A 24,951-nucleotide genomic window follows, 5' to 3' on the forward strand; every position below is an offset into this window, starting at 1 on the left:
CAACGTTCTCGAACGCCTGGCGGCGACGCTCCGCCATCGCCGGGTCCGCGGCCAGCACACGTACGCCCCGCAGAACGGGGCGGCTGAGTCACCCCCGAGGCTCTCCTGCTCCAGGGAGGCTCAGCCGCCCGGGGTGTTCATGAAGCGGGCAACCGCATGAGAGGTTCGAGGAACGGGCTCGGACGGCCGTGCCAGAAGATGGCGAGGCTGTCTCGGGACCGGGTGGCCGCGACGAAGAGGAGTGAGCGGGCCCGCTGGAGCTCGCGCCGGTATCGGACGGCATCGTCCCTCCGTAGACGGGTGACCGCCTCCCGGGGCACAAGTCCGTCCCGAACCCCCGCGATGACCATGCGCTGGTACTCGAGTCCCTTGAACCGGAACATCGTGCCGATGTGGACACCTTCGTCTCCACGCGGGCCCTCGGGGCCGATCTCGACGGCCTTGATCCCCTTGTGGGCGAGAAGGGTGTAAGCCAGCTCGCTTGCCATGGCGTTGGTCGGAACGCAGACAGCGATCTGTCCGGGTGGCGTCGGCAGGGCGATCCAGTCGGCGAGGAGCGCGGCGATCGACTCCTGCTCGGACTCCCAGTCGTCGCAGCCGTGCAAGTGCGGAAGACTTCCGGTCAGGACAGACCTGTACCCGGCCAGGTCCTCGGTGCTGCCGTCCAGGTCGTCGAAGCTCTCGCCGCTGAGCACACCGAGTGCGGAGCCGAGGATCTGCCGGGTCGTCCGGTAGCTCAATGTCAGCTTGGCCGAGCGGCCGCGGATGTGGACGCCGAGGCTTCCCAGCGTGACCTGGTTACCGTAGATGCGCTGATGGGTGTCGCCCACGAGGAAGATGTCGTTGGCGGCGCGCGGCGCCATCGCCCGCAGCAGCTTCCAGTGAGCGGCCCTCAGGTCCTGTGCCTCGTCGACGACGATGTGCTGGAAGCGGTGCCGCAGCCATCCCGCTGACCCGGCCTGAAGATGGACGTTGTCGAGACCGCCCGCCTCCTCGCGCTGACGCTCGACAGCCTGGATCCGCTGCTCGCGGTCCATCTCCAGCCGCGCCGCGCGCTCGGCGACCTGTTCCCAGGTCTGCCGTCCGAGGCGGTCGAGTCGCTGAGTGAACCGCTCCGCGAGCTGCCAGATCTCTGCGCGCTCGGCCCGCGAGATGTTCTTGCCCCGGCCGGCTCGGCGCGCGCGGAAGTATTCGGTCCGGGAGACGACGGCCTGGCCCAGGATGACCTGCGACCACTCGTCGTGCAGGAACTGGGCGTCCCACCCGGTTTCGCCCAGCTCGTCGAGCATGGCACGCCACTCGCGGAGAGCCTGACTCTCGTCGAGCGTCTGCTTGGCGCTCCCGGGCTCGGCCTCGCGGACGACGCGCAGCGCGAGCTGGTCGACGTGGCTGATCTCCACGCGCGCCAGCAGATCTTCATCGCCCAGCTGGAGCAGCCGGGACCTCAGGTCGGCGGCAAGGTTCTTGTTGTACGTGGTGAGGAGGACGGGCTTGTGACAGCCGGGAGGCAGCCGGTCCACCAGGTGCTTGACCCGGTGCAGGGCCACGATGGTCTTGCCCGTGCCCGGACCGCCCCCCACCCGGGCGGGGCCTGAGTACTCGCGTTCGACGAGCCGGGACTGGGTCGGGTGGAGGAACACCTTCCACCGACCGAAGTCGCCGCCCTCCAGGGCTTCGCGCAGCGCCTCGTCCGTCGTTGTGACCATGGTGGCCGGCCGCTCGGCGGCGGCCCGGAAGTCATCGGTGTCGACCGGGTCCGGTGCGGAGACGGGACGGGTGATCTGCTCCAGCACCACGTTGTACGACGCACCGTCGTGGAGCGCGAGCAGGACTTCCGAGGTGAGCTGAGGGGCGTACTCCGCCAGGCCGAGGAGCTGATCCTCGGTGGTCAGGGTCCGGACGACCGGGACGAGCGGTCCCGCGACGCCGAGATCGGTGAGCTGCTCGTCGGAGAACGCGGCGAACAACGGGACGGGCGCGGGCGCGGGTGCCGGGGAGGGCTCGGTGTGAGCGGCGGTGGTGGGCCTGGGAGTCGCCGCTTGGCCGCGGACGCTCTCCTCGACGATCTGGAGGTTGACGTACTCGATGCCGCCGGTGATCCGGTTGATGCCGTACGAGAGCCGGTCGAGCTTCTCGTACGCCTCCTTGCGATGCTTGACGGAGACGATGAGCCAGTCGGTGTCCGCCAGATGCAGCAGCAGAACCCGGTACTCGTCGTTGACGCGGGCCGACCAGAGCCGGTCGTGGCCCTCCAGCTGCTTCAGCCGCAGACCCCGGAGCTGCGGGTTCTCCTTAAACTTGTGCTGGAAGTCGTAGATCGCGCCCTTGACCGCACGCGGCAGTCTCAGGATCTCCTTGTCCGCCTTGTCGAGCAGACGCAGGGTCACGCCCGTGGTCGTCATCGCTGCTGGCCTCCGTCGTTCGTGCCCGTGTCTTCGCCCTCCGCCGCGGCGAGGAGGTCCTTGATGTCCATGGGGGTACAGGAGGCGGCTGTGCGGATCAGCCAGCCTGCCGAGGCGAAGGCCCTGTCCCGGTCCTCCGCGTCGTGATCCCGCTCCCCGTCGGCCGGCCGGTGGGCCGTCACCACGGCGATCCGGGCGGAGGGCCAGGCGAGTTCGGCCATCCAGCCGTGCTCGTCCAGCTCGTAGCCGGCTTCCGGCGGTATCACGCCCAGAGCGCGAAGCCCCTGGCTGAGTGGGAGCAGGCCGGGTTCATCGGGGTCGAGGAACTCCAGTACCTGCTCCCAGCCGGTGTCATGAGCCGTGTCGGAGGGCTTGGCCGGCTGAGCCGTGGGGATGACCGGGTCAGGCTTTTCCGCAACGTCTCCGGTGAGGCTCGCCGTCACAGCGGCCGGCCGCTCGGCCCGCTGGGATTCGAGCCAGCCCGAGCCTCCGGTGACGGCGAGGCCGTCGACGGTGAAGCCTTCCAGCAGGCTGGTCGTCAACTGGACACTGTCACCGCCTCCGTGCTCCAGGAACTGCAGCACATTGCTCCAGTAGAGCCAGCCCTGCCAGCGCCGCTTGTGCCCGGCCTCGTCCGAGAGAGCCCGGTCGCTGTCGTCGAGCAGGGTCAGTGCGGTCCACATCGGCGGCCGGTGTCGACCGTCCGCGGCAGCGGTGATCACGCATCCTGCGGCGTCGACCGCTGAGAGCAGCTGCACCGGTCCCCTGGGCCCCTGCGGGGCGCCGCCCCGCAGGGCGCCGAGGAGTTGTTCGCCGACCGCTAGAGGGTGCAGAGCGGCGATGTGGGCTCCGGCGCCCAGCAGCCCCGCGACGGCGGCCTCGGCGCGCTGCTGCCACAAGGAGGCGTCCGGGGCACGCAGATGAGCGATCAGAAGGTCCGCCGGATTGACCCAGAGGTTCGCGGACAGCTCGCCCGGCAGGCCGCCATGCACACCCGCGTAGTAGTCACGGGCACGCTTCTGGCCCTGCTCGCCGTACGGCACCCAGACGGGGTGCTCCGGCCCGGTGCCCGCGTAGCCCGTGTCACGGACCCAGGTCCGCCACTCCTTCACGTCGTAGTAGGTGAGCTGGAAGACCCGCACTCCGTCGGCGCGCAGCCGGGTGCGCTTGACGGCGTCGTCGGCCAGCCTGTCCTTGTGTTTCGGCCCGGCATGGAACTCGTATCCGTCGAGGTAGAGCGCGATCCGCGGACCGGGTGCGTCCGTGCGTTCGAAGAGGACGTCGGGGCGGGTGCCGTTGAGGACCCGCTGCTGGGAGACGCGCCAGCTGACGGTGGCCCCGTCGGTGCCGGTCAGCCGCAGGTCCAGCGAGTACGTTCCGGCCGTGGTCGTGTAGGCGTCCGCGCTGGCCTTGGCCGAGGGCTGCTTCGCCCATTCGCCCAAGGTCTCCAGGAACATGACCTCAAGATCACTCTCGGCCTGTCGTTCCAACGGGATCTGGTGGGTGGCGGCGACCGGTGAGGTGGCCCAGTCACTGCCATCGGCTCCCAGCAGCTCGTCGAACATCTGCCGGACCTCGTTGCGGCTGACCTTGTCGTAGTCGCCGGCGGGTACGCGGCGCAGCAGGCAGCGATGGCAGCCGTCGAGGCCCTTCTCGATGCACGGGCAGCTGTCGATCACCTCGCGAGCCCTCAGCAGTACTTCGCGGAAGCCGTCGGAGGAGGCGAGCCGGTGCAGGTAGCCGGTGCCGCCCGGCAGACGGTCGTAAACGACGAGGAAGCGGCGAGGCCATTCCGGGTCGTTGCCGTCGGGCATGGACGCGGCGGTGATGTCGATGTGGTCCGGATCGCCGCCGTAGCGTGCGGCGATGCCCACGAACAGGGCGGCGGTGAAGGACGCGAGGCGTTCCTTGACACGGGCGACCGACGCGGGGAGCAGGACACGGACGGCCTCGGTGGTCAGCTCGTGGGCCAGGAGCAGGGGGACGTCCTCCCCCTTCCCCTGCCCTTCCGGGGTGCTCGTACGGACCTTGCGGCGCGGGCACCACAGCTGGTGGTGAGCGCTGGCCCTGGTCGCCGCGGCAAGGGATTCGGTCAGTGCGTCCTGGTGGTGGTCCACGACCGGGCGCCCCTCGGAGGTGGCGCCGCCGCAGCTCGTGCAGACGTAGAACGGATTGATCCGTACGTCGGCCCCGGCGAGGGGCACGGTGCTGCTGCCGTCCTGGCGGTCGAGGCCCAGGTTCAGCGTGCGCACCACCGCCTGGCGGGTGAAGTCGACCCCGAAGACGGCGGTGTCGTGGCGCCAGGAGCCCGTGGCCAGGTGCACCGGGTCGATGTCCACGGTGGTGAGGACGGCGTACCGCCTGCTGTCGCGCTCGTCCTTGTCGTCGCGGACCCGGGCGTCGTCCCGCTTGTCGCGCGACATGACCCGCTTCGGTTCGAGAACGCGCTGGACACAGCCGGCGTCGGCGATCTCCCGCCCGCCGCACCGGGGGCAGGGCGAGGCATCGGCCTGGGCGTTCTCCGTGCGGACGTAGCCGCAGGCGGGGCACAGCCGCCACACCGACCAGGCACGACGCTCCGGACTGCCGATGTCCAGGGCCCGGACGACGTGCTTGTAGCCGTTGACGTAGAAACTGTTTCCGGGCGCCAGCTCGGACAGCGCGGACCGGCGTGCGCGTTCGTAGTCCCGGACCTCGCTGTGGTAGGTCTTCTTGGTCCCTTCGGCCTCGGGCTGCTCGGTCCAGTAGAGGGTGGCCTCCAGCTGGGTGGTGGTGTCCGAGAGCGTGTAGTTGGGCAGGAGCCCGAGCTCGACGAGAGCTCCGTGGGCACTGGTCTGGTTCAGGTCGCGCAGCAGGTTGCCCGTCGCGTAGCGCTCGGCGCGCAACTCGCGCCATTCGCGTTCCTGCTCGGGATCGCTGCGCACGAGCTGGTCCATCGCCGTGTCGATGGCGTGGATCCGGCGCCGGAGTTCCTCACCGCGCCCGGTCCATTCCTCCTCGGCCTCCTGGAGCGCGCGCACGATGCCACCGCACGCGTACGTGCGCAGCTCCTCGGCGGCCTGCTCGGAGACCCCGGTGTCCGGCCGGCCGGGAAGGGAGGGAAAGAGGTCCAGGAACGATTCGACGAGCACGGCGCCATGGGCGAGGGCCGCGTCCGTGAGCTCCTGGCACCAGGCCGTATTGCCGAACAGCGCCGACACCAGGCGCGGCGCGGGCTGCAGCGGCTCACCATCGCTCGTCGTGAGCCGGCCCCGGGCCGCGAGGTCCAGAAGGTGCGCCGTGTACTGACGGCGGAGGATCTCCACGGCGGAGAGGTAACAGCCGGGCGGCACGATGTCCCCGGCGATCATCTCCCGCGGTTCGTCGAGGTAGTACAGGTCGCGTGCCCGGCGACCGCCGAAGGCCACCACCAGGGCGTTGCCCGTCTTACGGCCCGCGCGGCCCGCTCGCTGCACGTAGTTGGCAGGGCCCTTCGGAAGCGACCCCAGCAGGACGGCGGACAGGTCTCCGATGTCGATGCCGAGCTCCAGAGTCGGAGTGCACGACAGCACGTTCGGGTCGGTGTAGTGCGTGCCGTCGCGGAAGGCCCGCTCCACGCGCTCTCGCTGGGGCCGGGTGAGCATGCCGGTGTGCTCGGCGGTGACCACACGGAAGGTGCCGCCCGTCCTGTACAGGTGCCGGTAGTAGTCATCGCGGTAGTCGCGGGGCCGGGGGCCGCCGAAGCTGGTGGAACCGGAGGACGGCACCGTGGCCTGGCCCGGCTGCGGCGCGGTGATCTGCCCACGGCATCGGTATCGCGGACAAGGATGGCCGTACCAGCGGGTCCGCCGGGAGGGGTGCACCACCTGCTGCCAGCCGCACGCCTCACAAGCGACGAAGGCCTTGTTGACGATGTCGTCCTCGAGCAGCCGCACCTCGATGTGGCCGGGCTGCAGGCCATAGACCTTCATCGTCCGGTCCTGGGCCGTCCGCACCGCGAGGAGCCCCTCGTCGACGAGGACAGGCAGCAGCCTGCGGAGGTACTCGGCCGCCCCGGGGGCGTCGAGGCCCAGGCACCGGCGCGCCCAGTCCTGGTACCAGCCGGCGCGAGCCGTCGTCGAGTCGAAGTCGGACCTGCCCTTGTCGCCGTCGAGCAGGAAGCGCGGCGCGGCGACACTGTCGGGGAACGCCGGCATGCCGTCGGGCCGGCCGCCCCAGATCTTGAACCGGGTCGCCCCGGCGTCCTTCATCCACGGTTCCAGCCACCGGTGCCGGACCCCGCCACGAAGCCGGATCCGCTCCAGCAGCCCACGGACGAAGGCAAGATAGCGCTCGGCCGTCGGCAGCCCGGTGCCCAGCAGCTGACCGGGCAGGGCCATGTGCACGTCGCGGGCGAGCACGGTGATCCGGTGCTGGTCCTCGATGACGACCTCGGCGGCCGCCGTCCGGGTCAGCTCCAGGGTGCGGCCCTGCCGGGAACGGAGCCCGAACTCCATGACGGTGGCGAAGGCGAGCCGCTCTCCGATGAGCTTCCAGGTCCGCAGGTCGCCCGTGCCCCGCCCGGAGAGCAGCCGGTCCACGCCCGGTTCGTCGTACAGGTCGGGCGGGACGACGGCGGCGAGTGCCTGCGGATCCTCGACGGAGTCGAGCACGTTCCCGATCAGGTCGTTGAGCGCCGACGGCGTGCCGGACTCGTCCAGGTTGCGTGCGAGGAGCGAGCGCAGTGAGAACGTGAACGACCGGTTCGCCACATAACCCGCGCGGTGGGCCGCGTCCTGGGTCGAGTCGTTGAACAGGAGGGTCTTGCGCTCCTCCGCTTCGAGCGCGACCTCCTGCCCGGTGAACAGCTGGGTCACCGTCGCTGCCGCCAGGGCGGCCGGCCGAGTGCCGAGGAAACGCATCGCGTTGTCGGTCTCGCAGGCGGGGCAGCGCTGATCGACGGCGGCCCGGTCGGCGGTCTTCTTCTCGGTGATCGCCAGGACGAAGCAGGCGTCCTGCAGGTTTCCGGTGTCCTGGGCGACCGGTAGCCGGTACGTCCCCTGCGCACCGTCCAGGATCAGCGCCGGCGACTGTCCGCCTGCCGTCGTGGGCCGGGACTGGCCGACTACCGCCAGCGTGTCCTCCTGCTCTGCGGCCGTGGCGGCGATGAAATAGCGGACCCGCCGCTTCTCCCGCCCCACGCTGGCGCGCCAGATCTTGTTGTGGGCCATCACCAGCTGCTGGGGATCGGCCTCCGGGGAGACGGCCGCCCAGCCGGAGCGGCCGCAGTTGCGGCAGTAAACGGCGGGCAGCCTTATGCTCGCCTGCCGTACGGCCGTGTCCGCGCCGATCGCTGACTGTGCGCGATGTGAGCGCGCCACGTACCCGATCTGACCGGTTTCGGGCCCCTCATCGCCCTCAGGAGGTGTCGCGGGCAGGGCGGAGCGCCGAGCGTGATCGTCCTCGTACCAGTGGAACTCGGGCTTGCCGGGCCCGACTCCGCGCACGATCCGGCCGACCGGCCGGATCCACAGATGGGTCTCCACGTGAAGCAGGGGGCGTGGGCGGCGCTCGTCCGACTCCGGATCGCGGGCGGCCGACAACAAAGCGACGAATCGCGCGAGCGCGGCAAGGGCGAGGCGGGGATTCTCACGGGCGGTCCGGCCCCAGGTGTACCCGAACCGGCCGAGGCGGTCGCGGAGCTCCCATTCGCTCAGCGGGTCCCCGTCGAGAAGGGACAGCGCTCCCTGGGTGAAGTCGTGCTGCTTGAGCAGCCGTCCGATCTCGAAGGCGGACAGGCCCTGCTGTCCCAGCATCCGTGCCGCCAGGGCGTTGAGATCGAGCTTGTCCGGACGGGAGACCACATCGGGGCCGCCCGAGCAGGCGATGACCTCCTCGGGCGAAGGGGGTTCGGGCAGCGCGTAGTTCACCGGTCCGGTGAACTGCTCGGGCGTCATCCGTTCCTCGCCCACCAGCGCGTCCGGGGAGAACGGTATCCCGAAGACCTGAGCAGCCACCTCCAGGATGGAGTCGGGGCCGGCCCCGGTCCCGCCCTCACCGAGGGTCGCCGAGGTGGCCACCGGGCAGATCGAACCGAGGGGCCGTCCGGGCTCGCTGCGGCCCGTGTTCGCCGCCAGGCGGCGCAGCAGCATGGCGACGTCCGTGCCCTGCGCCCCGTCGTAGGTGTGGAACTCGTCCAGCACGACGTACTGGATCCTGGAGTCCTGCCACAGCGCGCGGTCCTCGGTCCGCTGGAGCAGCAGATCGAGCATCTTGTAGTTCGTTATCAGCAGGTCAGGCGGTGACTGCCGCATGTCCTCGCGCCGCGTCATCACCCGGCGGAAGTCGGTGTCCGGCCGGTCGCCGATGTAGAGCCCCGCCGTCACCTGGGCCAGGTCCGGCTGCGCGAGATAGTCACCGATGCGGCTCGCCTGATCGGTGGCGAGCGCGTTCATCGGATAGAGGAGCACGGCCTTGACCCCACGCCGGCCGAGGGCCTTCTCGCGGCGGCAGTGGTCAAGGACGGGAACGAGAAACGACTCGGTCTTTCCGGAACCCGTCCCCGTCGTGACCAGCGTTGGCAGGGCGGGCCCATGGAGCGTGCTCAGCCGCTCGTACGCCTTCGCCTGATGCCGGTACGGGGTGAATCCCGGGTTCCACTCCAGGTGCTTCTCCCAGCCGGCGCCAGCCTTGTGGAAGGGGGTCCTGATCCGCAGATAGGGACCGCGGAACATCCCGGTCTCGGGATGCTCAAGGAACCGCTCCAGCGCCCGCCGGGTGTCCTCGTCGGTGAGCGCGTATGTCGTCGTGAGGTATTGGGTGAGACTGCCCCGTAGCTGCGCGGCGGCCAGCGTGGGCCTCACGACGTTCTCCTTTGCTTCGTGCCAGGTCGGTGAGCTGCGTCAACGGTATACGGAGCCGGTGACATCGCTCCGGGCAATGACCGATCGCGAATGATTCCGGCCAGTGACTGGCCAGTGGCTCTCGAATGCACCGTTCGGCGGCGACAGACTCACGTACAGTCTCCGGACCTGTGGGGCGATGTGGGGGGAGCGGTGAACATGACCGGTAGAGGGCGGCCTTATCCCGTCGAGGAGCTTCTGACGGCCGTGCGCGCCGAGATCCTCGCAGAACAGCGGAGCGACGCCGAGGGCGTTGTGAAGGTCGCCCTGTCCAAAGGACGGCTCCTCTCGCAATCCGGTGGGACGCGCGAGTATCTCTTCGAGTGCCGCACCTGGCAGGACAGCCTGGACGGTGTTCCTGTCCTCGCCCGGCCGTCACGTTCCCGGAAGGCCTGGGATCCGGCCGAGGCCTCGCGTGCTCCGGACGGGACCGTACGGCTCGTGACGAAAGCCGATTTCGGGGCGGCGCCCGCGAACATCCAGATCCGCAAGGACGACTCCGCGAACTGGGCCGCGCTGGCCGAGCGCCTGGAGGCAGCTGGCAGCCAGGACAGCCCCGTCGACACCGAACACGCGGGCTGGCTGGTCGGCCGGGGCACCCCGCGCACCGGCCGTGCCGAGAACCCGGGACAGTGGGTGGCGAACTGGGCGGGGCTCCAGCTGAACCCGCGTCAGCGTGACGCCGTCGCACAGGCCCTCGCCAGTGAGGTGTTGTTCCTGTGGGGGCCGCCCGGCACCGGGAAGACGGATGTCGTCGGCCACATCGTCGAGGGTAGTTTCCGCCAAGGACTCAAGGTCCTCTTCCTGGCGCCCACGAACGTCGCGGTGGACCAGGCGCTTGAGCGGATGTGCTCCCTGCTGGAGCACGAGGAGGGCTTCGCCGAGGGGATCGTCCAGCGGTCCGGGGCCATCGTCCTGCCGTCGCTGCGTAGCCGCTACGGAGACCAGGTCGACCCGGCCCGGATCGCCGCCCTGCTCGTGGAGAGCATCGACCGGCAGATCAGCACGGCGGCCGACCAGCTCAAGGGCGCGAGGGCGGCGCTGGCCCTGCACGACCGGGTCCGGGACCTGGAGTCGGACCTGGCCACCGCCACGGAGGAGATGGCCGAGGCCGCCCGCGACCACGCCACGGCGGCTCGGACGGTGGCGGCCGCGGACACCCTGGCCGCGCAGCTGCGGCTGAAAATGGAGAAGGTGGGGCCACCGACCGGATTCCGCGCGGAACACAAAGCGGCGAAACTGCGCGACCTCTGGTCCGCCCTGGCGCACGAAGAGGACGAGGCCGCGCGGGCCAGGACGGACGTCACGAGCGCGGCCCATCGCCACACGGCGGGCGAGAAGCGGGCGGCCGAGGCCCGCCGAGCCCTCCCCGCGGCCCATGCTGCCCTCGTTGGAATCCCGCCTAGGCAGACCGTCGCCGACTCCGCGGCCTCGCTCCAGGCACGACTTGACGAACTCGGACGGAAACGCAAGCGAATCCAGGACGAGGTGCGCTCCCACTGCCGAGTGCTCGGAGCGACCGTGGCCAAGGCCGTTCAGTCGAGGAAACTGCTCGACGAGGTCGATGTCGTGGTGATCGACGAGGCCGGGATGGTCAACCTGCCATCGGCCTGGTTCGCCGCCGGTCTCGCCCGCAAGCGGGTGGTCGTGGCAGGCGACTTCCGGCAGTTGCCCGCCGTGACCAAAGGCGACGGGGATCGGGAGGCGAACGAGGCGGAGCGCGCCCACTCCCGCGAGTGGACGGCGCGCGACGCCTTCCACGCCGCCGGCCTGGTCGATCCGTCCGGGCGAATACGCCAGGACTCTCGCCTGGTGGCGCTCGACACCCAGTACCGGATGCGGAAGCCGATCTGCGCGGTCGTCAACGAGGTGGCGTATCCGGACGCACCGCTCAGGACCGGGCGCGGAAACACCAGCCGTCTGCCGTTCGCCCCGCTCATCGACTCACCGGTGATCCTGATCGACACGTCCGGTCGCCGGATCCCCGGCGGCAGCCGCAAGCCCCACATGACGAACGCCGTCCATGCCGCGGTCATCCACGAACTGGTCCGGGGGCTCCAGTACGAGGGAGTCCTGCCCGGCCGCAAGTGGCAGGAGGTACCCGAGGGGGAACGGGCGACCGATCGGCTAGCCGTCATCTCCCCGTACCGGGAGCAGGTCAAGGCACTCAAGAGCAGCCTGGCCCACCGCTTCGGGGAGGACTACGACGGCCTGGTCGACACCGTCCACCGGTTCCAGGGCAGCCAGCGCCCCGTCGTGCTCCTCGACACGGTGGCGGGAGCCGGAAAGGACCCCGGTTTCTTCTACAGCGGAACGGGGCTGTCCTCGCAGACCTGCCGTCTCCTCAACGTCGCTCTCAGCCGGGCCCAGGACCACCTGGTCGTCGTGGCGGACGTCGCCTTCCTGCGCAAGCACCTGGCCCCGCACAGCGAAGCGCTGGCGATGGTCGACCATCTGGAAGCGCACGCGCAGACCATTTCCGCCGACCAGCTGATCCCGATCCGCGATGCGGACCAGTTGGCCATCCTGTCGGAGGAGGAGCTGGCACGACCCGCCTTCTTCGAGCACAGCGAGGTCCTGGAGGCGGTGGCATGGGACGTGGAGCGAGCGCAGCGCAGCATCGAGCTGTACTCGGCGTTCATGGACGCGCCTCCAGTCCGCCGGTGGGCCCGGATGCTCGGGCCGAAGGTGGCTGCCGGGCTCCAGGTCACGGTCTTCACCCGCCCGCCGGAGGAGCAGCAGGAACCGTCCCGCGTGGCGCGGCACCGGGAACTGGTGGAGCAACTGGAGGCCGTCGGCTGCCGGGTCGAGTTCCGCGACCGCATGCACGAGAAGGTCCTCATCCTCGACGGTTCGGTCCTGTGGCACGGCTCGAAGAACCTGCTCGCGAACATCGGGCCCACGGACCTGATGATGCGCTACACCGACCCCGCCTCCTGCGACCGCGTACGACGGTTGATGGAGCGCACTCGCATGGAACGCCCGGCGCGTGGACCGTGGCGTCCCGCCGGAGATACCGCTCCGGTGTCCGCGGTGCCTGCCCAGCGAGCCGAGGCGCCGGCCGGCAAGGTGTACCCGGGGCTTGTGCGGGACGGCCGTCTATATCTCAAAGTTCCGTACGCGCAGAAGGACGAGGCAAAGCGCCTGCTCAGGGCCCAGTGGGACAAGGAGGCCGAGCACTGGTGGGTCGACGCGGACCGGATCACCCGGGAACAGGCAGCGCGATGGCTGCCGTAGCTCACCGCGAGCTGCGCGGGACGTCCTCCGTCAGGCGCTTCCGGCCGATGTAGCCGATGCGCACGCGGCCCTCCTCGGTGACCACCCGCAGGTGGATGCGGCCGGGCCGCGGACGGAACCGGGTGTGGAGGCTGAACAGCCGCTTCTCCCCGTCCGTGTCGGTGAAGTTGCACAATCCGAGATGGATCCGGGTGTCGCTCTCGGGGACCACCTTGATGGGCCAGGCCGGTTCCGAGTCGCCGGGCCTCCAGGCCTCGGCCGCTGTGTTGAGCGCGAAAAGCGCCGCCCGGACCGAGGGCACGGAGACACCCGGGAGCTTCCTCAGGTCGTCCTCCACGCCAGGGGTGAACTGAAGCGAGGCGAAGAGGCTCTTGCGTTCCTCCCAGAGCTGTGCGCCGGAGGTGACGGCGTTCGCCGCGCTCTCGCGTATCCAGTCGGCGTGTTCCGCCACGTGCTCGGGTGTCGAGGCGTGCCGGACCTCCGCGCTGTCCTCCTGGACCTCGTCCTCGTCGACGAGGACGTACTCGACACTCAGCCAGGAGGGCTCCCAGGGCTGGGCGGTGGGCAGGCTGACGGCCAGCGTCTCCATGAGATGGGCGGCGGCGAGCCCGAGAACCCGGTCGCCGTTGTGACGGTATTCGACCTCCTGGTCCTCGGGAGGTGCAGGCAGCACCGTGGAGTGCGGGGACTTGCGGTTGAGTAGCCGCATGAACCGCCAGTGGTCGCGGTTCTGGCTCTCGTTCCGCCACTGGGCGAGGTAGTAGCCAGGAGCGATCTCCAGTTCCTCCAGTCGGACCTCGCTGACGAGACTCGCTCCGTTGTCCACCCGCCTGACCGCCTGGCAGACCTTCACGAAGTCGCGCATGGCCTGCCCGGCCTCGTCCTGCGAGCAATCGGAGACGCAGGATTTCTCGTTGAAGAACATGAGCACCATGAAGCGCCCCCCTCTGTGACTTCCGGACTGACAAGCGGGCGCTCAGCCCAGCAACTGGTCGAGCGTGCTCTCCGACTCGTCGAAGAAGCCCTCCGGCCATTCGGAGAGCGATCCGTCCTCGGCGACCGTCGGAGTGATGGTCTCCACGCCGGCCCCGTTGCCCCGGAAGAAGTGCACCGCGGTGTCCGCGGCCGCAAGGCGTCCCTGCTTGACGGCCAGCCGGGTCCCGTCGAGCACGTGGTCGCTGTGGGTCTCGACGATGAGCTGCGCGCCGGCGGACGCTGCGGCGGCGATGAGGGAGGCCATACGGGACTGGCCGCGCGGGTGGAGATGGGCCTCGGGGTTCTCCAGGAGGATGAGGCTGCCGGGCCCGGTGGTGAGACACGCCACGACGATGGGGAGAGCATAAGTGAGACCGAAGCCGACGTTTGTCGGCCGTCGGCGCCGGGTGGAGTCCAGGCCGGCGGTGCCGCCGAATCCGAAGCTGAGACGTACCGAGTCGATCCCGGGAATCTCCGAAGCTTCGAGGTTGACCCCGGGGCAGAGCTCCTGCATCCACGCGACGACCTGGTCGAGCAGGGTGTGACCGCCGGCCTCCGGGTGTCGGAGTGGGTGGCCGTCCGGCACGACGTCCTGCGCGTGGTGCCGCAGGAAGTTGACGGCGTGTTCGCCGCGTGCCCCGAGGAAGCCGCGGCCGATCGCGTGGTGGTGAGACCGGGGATAGGTGGTGGCCGGTGTGATCCGGTCGGCCTTGAGGTACTGGAAGCGCCGGGAGAAGAGGGGCACGTCAGCCCAGTCCGCCGGGCGGGTGGAGCTTTCGAGCGGCAGTACGTCCTGCTCCGGCGCGTACCGGGCTGACCAGGCGTACGACTCCTTGTCGGTGGTTTCGAACTCGACGGAGATCAGCGGGTCCGTGCCCGGCCGCTCGGTGGTGAAGTCCTCGTGCAGGAGGTCTTGGCCCGTGCCCAGCTCCACGAGGTCACCGTCGAGGAGGAAACCCCCACGGCTGTCGGCGTCCCCGTCGGTGGACATGAGGATGCCCGAGTCGTACGACTGGCGCAGCATCGCCAGAGACTGCAGGACCGTGCTCTTGCCCGAGGAGTTGAGGCCGGTGAGGAGCGTGACCGGGGCCAGCCGGATGTCGGCGGACCGGAACGCTTTGAAGTTGGTCAGTGACAATTGCTCGATCACTGGTTGCTGCCCCCGTTGTTCTGCAGGACGGTGCGGAAGAGTCCGCGGACCTTGGCGAAGCGGTCGACCACCTTGGCCCGGTCGCCGGTGCCCACGGACACGGCCCGCTCGAAGTTCCGGTCGGTCATGAGCTGCTGGAAGCCCTCGACCACCTGTTCGCGGGACGCCAGCAGTGTAGATCGTTCGTGCTCCGAGAGAGCGGCCAGATTCACGGAAACCGTCTCGAAGATGGCCTTGTTGACCGGCGAGCGCCGGGTCTGGCCGGGGAACTGCTTACGGAAGGCATGGCCTTCGAAGATCTTCTCGGCCGTGGCCATGGCCCGGCGGAAGTCGTGGGCGTGAGTCTCCCGCTCGTCCTCGGTGAGCCGGTTGACCTGGCGCATGGTGAGCGCGAGGAACTGGTCGAAGTCCTGGCGCCTGAACTGGCTGGGGTCGGTCAGCCGGAAGGCGAGATAGCGCAGCACCATCTCGCGGTCCGCCATCCGCTCGCTGTAGACGCCGTCGCCGGTGGCCGAGGCGAACTCCGGCGATTCTGCGAGCGAGGACAGGAGCTGGCGGGCCGGGCCGGGGATGAGCGCGTGCCGGATCTCCTGGCGGGTCAGCGGGAGGCCGCCGGTGTTGATGCGCGCGAAGATGTTGAACTTGACCTCTTCCGGAGTCCCTGGGCGGATGAGGTGGACGACGACCTGGCTCTCGTTGAGACGGATCTGCATACGCCCCGACAGGTCGGCGTACCCCTTGCCCTCGAAGTCCTTCTTGAGGTATTCCAGGCCGCGCAGCGTGAGCGGCCCGGAATCCATCCCCGCCTCCGCCAGCGCTTCGGGGGCGATGAACCGTGCGATGGCGGTGAGGCGCTGGATGCCGTCGACGATGGCCCAGGAACTGTCCTGGGCCCATGAACTGTCGGTGAGTTCGGAGGCGTAGAAGGAAGGGATGGGGATGCGTAGGAGCAGGGACTCGATCAGCCGGCTCTGCTGCTCGTCCGACCAGATGCCCGCCTTGCGCTGGAAGTCCGGGGCGAGGTCGATCATCCCGTTGACCAGCCGGGAGATCAGCAGGTTGATCGTCGGGTTGAGGGTCTGGATCTCGATCTTGGACGGGTCGTACGGTGCCGTGATCTGGTCGCCCGCGCCGTCCGGCTCCTCGTCGGGCTGCTCCAGCTCGACATCGGTGCTCCGCCCACCGGCCCCGATCTCCACCAGGAACGCCCCGCTGTCCTCGGGGGACGCATCGTCCAGGTAGCGGCCGTACAAGGACAGCTGGTCCTTCGGCTGGGGTGCGCGGTGGCTGCCGCTGTCCTCCGGTGACATGTCTTCGTGTCCGTTCCCTCGTAGGTGTGGCTTCCTGTCGACCCGCATCGATTCTGCCTCACACCTGTGCGGTCAGATCGATTGCTCTCAGCCGGGCGTGGAGGGAGCCGACGAGACCCAGGACGAGGCACATGCCGAGAGTGCCGAGCAGCGTCCCTTCGGGGCGCAGCTCCCAGGACAAGCCCATGGTGGCGGGCGCCGGAGCCGAGTACAGGGCCATGCATCCCAGGACGGCGATCACCCCGTACCAGCGCACTCGTACGGGATACCCGGCGGCCGAGGCGCAGGCGACGAACAGCAGCCCGATGCCGATGGGGAAGAGGAATGGGTAGCCCTGCCAGACGTGAGTCTCCCCGTACTCGCGGGCGGCCAGGAAGAACCGAACCGTGCCGTACACGGCGAGCAGCCCTCCGGTCGACGTGGCGATCGTCGGCAGGAGGCGGGGGCCGAGCGGCACGATCCGCACGCGCCACCGAGTGCGCCGCGAAGGCGTGTCTCCTGACAGGGAAGCGGTGAAGCGGCGGGCCGCCCTGCCTGCCGACCGGTGGGCCAGCAGGCTGAAGAGAACGGTGAGCACCAGCAGCAGGAGCGCGAGCGGCAGCCAGGCGTGCAGGTAGGCGAGGAGTACGGACGGTCTGTCGAAGAGCCGGGGTGCCGCGAGCAAGGTGGCGAAGGTGCCGATCAGCAGCCCGTGCAGGGTGCGCCGACGTGTTCCCTGCTGGCGCCGGACCTCGTCGAGCCCCCTGACGGCCTTGTTCCAGTCGGCCGCCTCGGGCCTTAGATCGAGATCCCCGAGGAGGTCGGCCGCCAGGCGGCGGGGAAGGACACCGGTGCGATGGAAGTACAGCGTGTGGTCGCTGAGGGGCTGGCCCACAGGGGCGATCCATGGCTGCTCGACATTGTCGGGGAGGGTGGGGCCCAGCATCCGGCCGACCATGTCGTGGGGGCTGCTGTACTCGCGCCACTCGATGTCCCGGCGGTGGTGGTCGAGGTCGAGGGGGTACGGCGGCCGGGCCTGCAGAGCGGCATGGATCAGCCGCCCGAGCAGGGAGGCCAGGACCAGGGACACAACGATGGCGGCTCCGTGGGCGAGGTCGAGACGCAGACTGGGTGCCGCTGTGAGGGCTCGATGCAGTTCTGCGGCGATGGCCTCGCGATGAAGCTCCGCGAGGCGTGGATCAGCAAAGGCGGCTGACGGCGTCACCGTCACTTGCAGGGCCAGGTAGAGCTGGCGCAGGACGCTCTGCATCAACCACCCGATGGGCTGCCACGTCCAAGGGCCGAGCCCCCACAACCACCCTGGGACGAGGAACACGAGGCCCCACAGGCCGGGCCCGATGCGGCTGTTGTCGAAGGTCTTGAGGAGGGTGATCGGTTTCAGGCCGGAGCCGACGCCGATGAACCTCCGGACCTTCGGGTGGTGCCGGTCGGCGGTGGGGGACAGGACACGGTGCATGAGATAGCCGCCCTGCGAGTGGGCGACGATGACCACCTCGTCGCAGTGGCGCTCCATCCAGGACACCTTGCGGTGGAGGTGCGCGAGGAGCAGCCGCGTACGCTCCTCGTCGATTGCGGCGACCCGGACGTGCCACAGGAGATTGCGGCGGGAACGGGCGAACCAGGCCAGCAGGCCGAGCAGGAAGGCCGACGCCAGCAGGCTGTGTGCCGTCAGCGAGATCCCGTAGGCAAGCGCGGTCGCGATCACCGTCAGGGTGAGAAGGCGCCACAGCAGCCGCATCTGGGCGAGCCCGGCCTCTCCGCGGGTTTGGAGGCCGCGAGAGGGGGAGGCGAGAACCCGCAGGTCGCGCCGGTCCGGACCGACCACCCAGAGGAGGAGGGGGAGGCTTGCTACGAGAAACGTGAGCGTCCGCCGGATGGAGGGCCGGCCCAGTGTGGTGAACTTGTCGGCCCAGAGCGCCTCGGCGAACAGAGCACGACGGCTCGCGCCACCGCCGCCGAGAGAGATGACGACTTCCGCGTGCCGGATGGCGGCGTCCTCGGGTGAGGCCGCCAGAGGCTGGTCGTTCCAGGCAAGGACCTGCTCTCCGTGCACGTCACGGAGGGCGTCGAAGGTGGCTCTGCCCCACTCCAGGGCCGTGCCCGGCTTCTGGTTGCCGATGCCGTGTACGAAGAGGTATCCGACGCGCCAGCGAGTGGTGCTGCGCTGCTTGCTCTTGGCCAAGGAAGAGAACCTCTCTGTCAGTTGGTGGCTCTGGAAACAGTCTGTACCCGACCACTGACAACGAGTTGTGCCCAGACGGTCTTGCCGGGGGCGACGACGCGGGGTGTGGTGCCCCAGCGGGTGGCGAGGGCTGCCACGAGGAGCAGGCCACGGCCGGTTTCGGCGTCCGGGGCGGGGGTGTTGAGGGCGGGCATCCGCTCGGTGCGGGTGTCGGTGACCTCGATGCGGATGGTGGTGGCGTCGGCGTCCGCGTGGACGGTGAGGCGGAGGTGGAAGTCCCGGCCGGGGACGTGGCCGTGTCGGATGGCGTTCGCGGTGAGTTCGGCCGCGAGGAGGGTGGCGGTGTCGTTGGCGGTCGTTTCGTAGGGGTGGCCCCACTCGTGGAGCCGGTGCGAGACGAGACGCCGGGCGAGCCGTGCGCCGCGTGGGGTGGAGGTGAAACGCATGTCGAACTCCTGGACGTGGGCGTGGAGTTCGCGTGGGGCCTGGGTCGGGTGAGTTGTGGATGTCATGCCGCCAACGGTGGCGTTGCGTGAGTAGCGTTGACCAGGAGTGACGCGCGGACGCGTACGGGCTGTATGCGTCGGTGCGGAGGGTGTGGCGATACGGGGCGTGACCGGCGGGACGGCCGGGCGTTGGGTGCGGGAGGCGTGGATTATGGACGATCAGCAGGCGGAAGCCGGGTACGAAGCCGAGCAGGGGGCGACGGGCATCCTTCAGGTGTTCGGGCGGCAACTGAAGCGGTTCCGGGAGCGGGCGGGGCTGGAACGGCCCGAGTTCGGGTCGATGACGGGGTACTCGACATCGACGATCGCGGCGTACGAGCAGGGGAAGCGGATCCCGCCGCCGAAGTTCATCGACCAGGCGGACGAGCTGCTCGGAGCGCGCGGCATCTTGAAGGAGATGAAGGAGGAGGTCGCGCGGGCGCGGTACCCGGCGTTCTTCCGGGGCGCGGCGAAGCTGGAGAAGGAGGCCGTCGAACTGCACGTGTACGCGGTGCAGGCGGTGCCGGGGCTGTTGCAGACGGAGGAGTACGCGCGGGCGGTGTTCGCGATGTGGCTGCCGTTGCTGGACGAGACAACGATCGAGGAGCGGGTCGCGGCCCGGTTGGAGCGGCAGGCGATCTTCTCGCGGATGCCGATGCCCACCATCAGCTTCGTGATCGAGGACTCGATGCTCACGCGCCCACTTGGCGGCCGGGAAGTGATGAGGGGGCAGCTGGAGCAGATCCTGCTGGCCGCCCAGCGGCGCAATGTTTCGATCCAGGTGATGCCGACCTGTCTGGAAGAACATGCCGGGCTCGGCGGTTCGTTCACCTTGATCGAGACAAAGGAAGCGCGGAGGATGGCCTACGTGGAAGCGCACCAGGACAGCCGCCTGTACACCGAACGCAAGCCGGTGCGAGAGTTCGAGGAGCAGTACGGGCTCCTCAGGGCCCAAGCTCTCACCCCACGTGAGTCGTTGAACGTCATCGAGAAGGCGCTGGGAGAGGTATGAACACGACGGAGCCTGTGCGGCCTGTGCCGGAATCGGCCTGGTTCAAGAGCAGCTACAGCAGTGGCGCAGGTGGCGAGTGCGTGGAGGTGGCGAACGCCGTCGGTTCGACCCACGTCCGCGACTCGAAGAACAAGGCTGGGGCTGTGCTGAGCTTCGACGCGGAGCAGTGGGCGATATTCGTCGCCTTCGCGTCGCACTGACCTGTACGACAACGCGGGCCGCGCCAACCTCGGTTGGCGCGGCCCGTTCGTCTTCCTACGCGTCGGTCTTCACGGGCGGCGTCCACCGGCCGGCAGCGATCTCCGCGTCGAGCCGAGCGGAGAAGTGCGCGTGCGCGGCCCGCATCTCGGTCTCGCGGTCGGCCTTGTAGAAGGGGGCAGTGTAGCCCTCGGGCGGCGGGACGGTGGCCGGGTTGTCCAGGTGGTCGAGGAGCGCCGGGTAGGTCTCCTTGATCTGGCCGTGGCCGTAGGTGTGGTGGCTTGCGGCGATCTTCCTGCCGCTCGCGTCGAAATACATCTCGGATTCACGCTGGGCGAGGATGTAGAAGCGTGACTTGTAGATAGTGACCAGTTGGTCGGCGGTAATTCCGAGCCAGACGGAGACGAGGGCATCCAACTCGACGAGTGCTGCGCGGCGCTCGTACTCGCTCCGCAGGGGAGATTCGGGCCCCCAGGTCGATGTGAGGCGCTGCGCGAGTGGAGGGAGGTTTGGCCACGAGTGCGCCCAATCCTCGTAGTGCGGCCACGTGGCGTGGAATAGCTCCTGCCAGAGCGGAGCGTAAGTGTTGGTAAGGCAGTTGAGACGCAGTGTTCGAAGGAGGAGGGGGTGGGTTAGGGGGTGATTTGGGGTTGGTGCAGGCATCTTGACCGCATCAGAAACCACCAGATCGGAGCGGCTTGTGATGCGGAGCAGGTAGTCGAGGGGGAGGGACGCCCAGAACCCGGCGTTCAGCGCGGTCGTGAGATTGTCTGTAAGTGCCATAGAGCGCACCGTGTCGAGGTGTGCCGGGCCTGGCGGAATGAGAGCTGCGAATAGGCTTCGCTCGGTATCGAAGGGGATCATGCGTCGCCAAGCGAGACGGAAATATTCTGTGTATGGAACATTATCCCAGCGATCCTGGACGCTGAGATAGTGATCTGGTTCGCATGCGCGGACGTAGTTGGTGCGCGGGACTATCTCTGTGGGGAGTCGTGTGAGGTCCCAGGTGTCGTAGTCGTTGCGATTTCGCAGCGGGATATTCGGCTGCTTCTCGAATGGGGTAGCGATTCCGAAATGGGGCCCTTGGAGGATCGCCTCCGATAGGGTTGAAGGGGTGCCTGTGGCATGGCGGTACAGTCCGAGCTTCTTTGTGGCGAGATTCTCGAACATTCCGACGGTGATGCGAGGGTGATGTGACCCCAGGCGATCCTTAAAGGATGAGAGGGCGGTGATCGCTCCTTGCTCGCCACCGGTCACCGGATAGAGCATGGTCGCCTGGCTGGTGGGCGACCCGGTTTCGCCGGAAAGATCCTGCCATTGAGACAGGAGATCGTCGTCGACGGTCACGAGGCGAGCCTGATGGGGGCGAAGATCCCAGGTGCCCTCGTGCTTGATGCCGGGGAATTCTCCTGTCCCGTTGTGGGAAACTGAGGCGGATAGGGTCTCGGGTGCAAAAAGCCAGCTCATGTGCTGGAAATTCACAGGGCCCGAACGGCCGTATACGTTCGTTGAAAATTGCCGTGTTTCTTTAATGTCGGTGAAGATATGGCGCTGATTCCAGTAGTGCGCATGGAAGCGTAGATGCCTGTACGCCGATGCTCGGAGATTCCCCTCTTTGGCTCCGGTGAAGTGGGTGTCAGGGTGGATCAGCCCAGCCATTCCGGGTGAACTTGAATGCTTCCAGACCTGGCACATGAACGCGCGATAGAGGTTGGCGCGGGTCCCGGCGATGAGGGGGTAAGCTGATTCGCTTCCCAGTATTGCCACTGCGCCAGAATTACTCACGAGTTCATTGAGGAAGAATGATGTCCCTGCGCTCTTGTTGAGCGCGTCCTCCTTCCGTACGCGCCACTCCGTCATGTCAGGCTTGTCTGCGAGGGAGAACCATGGATCAAGCTCGGCCAGCACGGTGCGCTCATCCCAGTCCGGCCGAACCCACGGCGGGTTACCCACCTGCAAGTCGTAGCCACCCCGCTCAAAGACCTGCGCATACTCCAGCTCCCAGTGGAAGAACCCCTGCTGGGTGGCGACGTCCTTCGCATGGGCCGCCCACGGGAACCGAGACTCCAGCCAATAAGACCGATCCATCCCCATCAAATCCGGCAGCGCGTCCTCGTAAGGCGTCAGCTCCGTAAGTGACTCGAACTCCGCGATCAGCGACTCCGACGGCACATCCTGCGTGCCCAGCAGCGACTCCGCGAAGTCCAGCCAGTCGTCCAGGTTCGCCAGCGGGATCACCTCGCGGCGCCGCTCAGCGATCGCCTCCTTGCGGCGGCCCATCCGCCGCTTCGCCACGTCCTCCTGGGTCAAGGACAGCTGCTTGGCCTCTATGCCAAAACCGGGGAGGGTCTCTTCCTCCCAGGACATCAGGACGCCGGCGTCCTCGTCCTCCGCCCCCGAGACGGCCAGCTCATAGGCGGCGGACTGCTCCGCCAGCTCCGCCGCCTGTCGGTAGCGGGGGTTCGTGCCATCCAGCAGCGACGCCTCCTGGACCGGCCAGAACCACAGCGCGCACCACGCGTCCATCAGCGTCTTCAGGCGCCAGTACGGGGTGTCGACCGCCTCAAGGTCCGCAAGGACCTCCTCGCGCTGGACCGCCTCCACCGGCTGCCGCAGCCACTCCGGCTCCGCGCCCCAGACATCAATCTTGCGGCTGATGTCCCGCTCGGAGATCTCCAGGCGGTGGACCACCAGCTGCCACAGGTACTCCGCCCGGCGCGCGAGCCCCTGGAGCCGGGCCGTCTGCTTCGCGCGCGGCGACTTCGTGATCGCCTTGCGCCAGGCGCCCAGCGCCTTCGCCTCCTCCGGGGCCAGAGCTTTCGCCTCCTTCTCGGCGGCGACCGCGCCCCACTCCTTCGCCGGGAGCAGGAAGTGGTGGACGGAACCGGAGGGAAGCCCGGACGAAGCCTCCGTGAGGGGGAAGCGTTCTGGCGTGGCGCCCAGCCAGCCGCCCTTCTTCAGGCGTTCGGGGCCGTAGATCTCCCTGCGGCCACCGATCAGCGAGTTGCCCCGCCGCAGGTGGAGGCCGAACCACGGCGCCTCCATGCCCGGGTGCATCGTGTTCAGCCACAGCGAGACCTCTGCCAGCTCGACGGCCGTCGAGTTGAGGTCCACGCCGTAGGAGTTGTGCAGCGCGATGTACGCCTTGGCCTTCTGGAGCTCCACCGGGTACTGCTCGGTGTCGATCGCCCGGCCGGTCTCGTCCTGGCGGCGGCGCAGGTACTCGGCCGCGACCTGGTTGATGGCCTCGTTGAGGAACGCGCCCGAGCCGAGGGCCGGCTCGCAGATCTTCCAGTCCAGGAGTTCGCGGGCCTCCGTGACCGTGTCGTCCTGGTCCAGGCGGTGCTGCAACGCCAGCTGGACGGTGACCTTCGTCAGGGACTCCGGCGTGTAGTACGAGGCCGAGGTCTGGCGGTCGCGACCGGAGAGGCGGTAGACGAACGAGCCCGGGCAGTACCTGACCCGGACGTCGGCGCCCGTCTCCTCATCCCGGCGGCGTACGAAGACGGAATCTGCGTACTCGTCGGCCTTCGAGGACGGGACCAGCCAGGAACCGTCCTTCGGGTCGCCGTTCTTCGCGACCTCGTACAGCTCCTCGCCCGCGATGAAGCCCGCGTACGACATCAACCCCTCGTACACTGCGCCGAGCTGGTTGATTCCGAGCTGGGCGTACGAGATGAAGCCGCCGCGCTCGCCCTTCCTGCCCCGGGTGAGCATCAGCTTCCGCAGGACCTTGTACAGGGTCGCGTTGCGGAGGCGGGTGTCCAGGTAGCGCGGGCCCTCGTCCGAGTCGTCGTCGTGGCGGGGGTCCTTGACCGACTCCGCGCCGATGAGGCGGATCGACTCCGGTTCGAAGAGCTTCGAGTGGAGGGGTTCGAAGCGGAGGCCGACGTCTTCCGATGTCGCGGTCTCGGACTCCTTCTCCGTCACCCCGTGCGTGCGGCGCGGCCGGTAGCCCTCCTGGACCTTGCTGAAGAGCAGGTCCAGAGACTCGTAGAGGTAGACACCCTCGCGGGCCTTCTCACCCACCAGGTCGCGTTCGGCGACGAGTTCGCCGAGGCGGCCGAGGCCATACCCCTGGTGGTACTCGGGATAGTCGGACGGCAGGATGCCCAGCTCGGGGCGGGCCTCCGCGTACAGGAGGAACAGGATGCGGTACAGGTAGCGGAGCGACTCGCGAGTCAACTGTCGGGAGAGTTCGGGGAGCTCCTTCACGTCCTCCAGGCGGACACCGTCATGGCTAGTGATCCGTTCCAGGACTTCGTTCGCGATGAGTTCCACCGACTCGCGCAGGCCGTCCCGGAGTTCGGACGAGACGCCGACCGCATGCTTCGTGGACTTGTCGACGAGCCCGGCGAGCGGGTTCACGCCGCCCTCCTCCGGAGTGCGCAGCGAGTCCGCGCCAAACAGAGCGGCCAGGGTGTCGAGTTCCTGGCCGTCCTTGGTGTTGTTGCGGTCCAAGGCCGTGTCGAGTGAGGCCGCCAGGTAGCGGCCCTCGCCCCACGCCGCCCGGTCCGCGAGGACGATCACGCCGCCGGCGAGCAGCAGCACGTACCGCGGTGCGTCCTCGCTCGCGAAGAGGAACGAGGCGAGCTTCGAGCCCGTACGGAGGGAGGCGGAGGCGTCCAGCTGTACGGGGGTGAGGAGGCGGCCGGGGCCGTCCGGGTCCAGGGCCGCGTCCGGCTCAGCCGCCCAGCCGCAGTCGACGGCCACCAGGCCCGGTTCGGTGTGCGCGACGGGGATCTCGTACGTGTGGTCAGCCCGGGACACCGTCAGGATCTGGGGCTTGGCGTCGTAGCCGAGGGCGCGGAGGACCGAGGAGTTGAGGGAGGCCGCGCGCTCGCGCCACTCGGGCGCGTCGTACGTCGTCGCGTCGTCGGGCGTGACCGCCGCCTCCGCGAAGAAGGCGCGGGTGCGGAAGTACGGGCGGCGCAGGGCACGCAGGCCCAGGCGCGGGGTGACCGGGAGGGCGTCAGCGGCCGGTTCGTGATCCGCGAGGTCCGAGGACTTGGCCTCCTCCTCGCGGGTCTTCCAGGCCGCGAGGAGCCCGGACTTGAGGTCCTTCGGGAAGACCTCGGCCAGGTAGTGCGCGGAGAAGTAGTCACCGCGGTTGACCAGGGAGTCGTACGTCATGGGGTTC

The 24,951-nt window shown here is 68.8% G+C and carries 11 protein-coding genes; 3 read left to right on the forward strand and 8 right to left on the reverse strand.

Features of this window, described 5'->3' with window-relative positions:
* Positions 1-137 precede the first annotated feature (137 nt).
* Positions 138-2,402: a UvrD-helicase domain-containing protein gene (locus ABT345_RS20360; RefSeq protein WP_345085408.1), complete on the reverse strand. Its 2,265-nt coding sequence runs from the start codon at positions 2,400-2,402 to the stop codon at positions 138-140.
* The gene (locus ABT345_RS20365) at positions 2,399-9,223 is read right to left on the reverse strand and encodes a DEAD/DEAH box helicase (protein WP_345085411.1); all 6,825 of its coding nucleotides are present in this window, start codon (positions 9,221-9,223) and stop codon (positions 2,399-2,401) included. The genes ABT345_RS20360 and ABT345_RS20365 overlap by 4 nt, the downstream gene beginning before the upstream one ends.
* Before the next feature lie 480 nt (positions 9,224-9,703).
* On the opposite strand from ABT345_RS20365, the gene ABT345_RS20370 reads away from it, so the two are divergent.
* Positions 9,704-12,499, forward strand: a complete 2,796-nt coding sequence (locus tag ABT345_RS20370; RefSeq protein WP_345085414.1) for an AAA domain-containing protein — start codon at positions 9,704-9,706, stop codon at positions 12,497-12,499.
* A 1-nt stretch (position 12,500) separates the two neighbouring features.
* Here the strand turns inward: ABT345_RS20370 and ABT345_RS20375 are convergent, their stop codons facing one another.
* The 5 genes from ABT345_RS20375 to ABT345_RS20395 are packed head-to-tail and all read right to left on the reverse strand — an operon-like array spanning position 12,501 to position 18,628.
* Entirely contained in the window at positions 12,501-13,433 is a 933-nt protein-coding gene (locus ABT345_RS20375) for a hypothetical protein (protein ID WP_345085416.1), read from the reverse strand.
* A gap of 42 nt (positions 13,434-13,475) precedes the next feature.
* Positions 13,476-14,612, reverse strand: a complete 1,137-nt coding sequence (locus ABT345_RS20380) for an AAA family ATPase (protein ID WP_345085419.1) — start codon at positions 14,610-14,612, stop codon at positions 13,476-13,478.
* Positions 14,613-14,620: 8 nt separating this feature from the next.
* Positions 14,621-15,934 (reverse strand): GmrSD restriction endonuclease domain-containing protein, encoded by a 1,314-nt coding sequence (locus ABT345_RS20385; RefSeq protein WP_345085422.1) that lies wholly within the window; start codon positions 15,932-15,934, stop codon positions 14,621-14,623.
* A 58-nt stretch (positions 15,935-15,992) separates the two neighbouring features.
* On the reverse strand, positions 15,993-18,116 hold the full coding sequence (locus ABT345_RS20390; protein ID WP_345085425.1) for a lipase family protein: 2,124 nt from the start codon (positions 18,114-18,116) through the stop codon (positions 15,993-15,995).
* Positions 18,117-18,133: 17 nt separating this feature from the next.
* Complete coding sequence (locus ABT345_RS20395) at positions 18,134-18,628, reverse strand: ATP-binding protein (RefSeq protein ID WP_345085428.1); 495 nt, start codon at positions 18,626-18,628, stop codon at positions 18,134-18,136.
* A gap of 145 nt (positions 18,629-18,773) precedes the next feature.
* Here ABT345_RS20395 and ABT345_RS20400 point away from each other — a divergent pair, with 145 nt between their 5' ends.
* On the forward strand, positions 18,774-19,613 hold the full coding sequence (locus ABT345_RS20400) for a helix-turn-helix domain-containing protein (protein ID WP_345085431.1): 840 nt from the start codon (positions 18,774-18,776) through the stop codon (positions 19,611-19,613).
* Positions 19,610-19,813, forward strand: coding sequence for a DUF397 domain-containing protein (locus tag ABT345_RS20405; RefSeq protein WP_345085434.1), 204 nt, complete (start codon positions 19,610-19,612; stop codon positions 19,811-19,813). Before ABT345_RS20400 ends, ABT345_RS20405 begins: the two co-directional genes overlap by 4 nt.
* A gap of 55 nt (positions 19,814-19,868) precedes the next feature.
* On the opposite strand, the gene ABT345_RS20410 is transcribed toward ABT345_RS20405, so the two are convergent.
* Complete coding sequence (locus tag ABT345_RS20410) at positions 19,869-24,944, reverse strand: class I SAM-dependent DNA methyltransferase (protein WP_345085437.1); 5,076 nt, start codon at positions 24,942-24,944, stop codon at positions 19,869-19,871.
* Positions 24,945-24,951 lie beyond the last annotated feature (7 nt).

It is taken from the genome of Streptomyces sp. NPDC000404 (genome assembly GCF_040300365.1).
Lineage (GTDB): Bacteria > Actinomycetota > Actinomycetes > Streptomycetales > Streptomycetaceae > Streptomyces > Streptomyces ramulosus.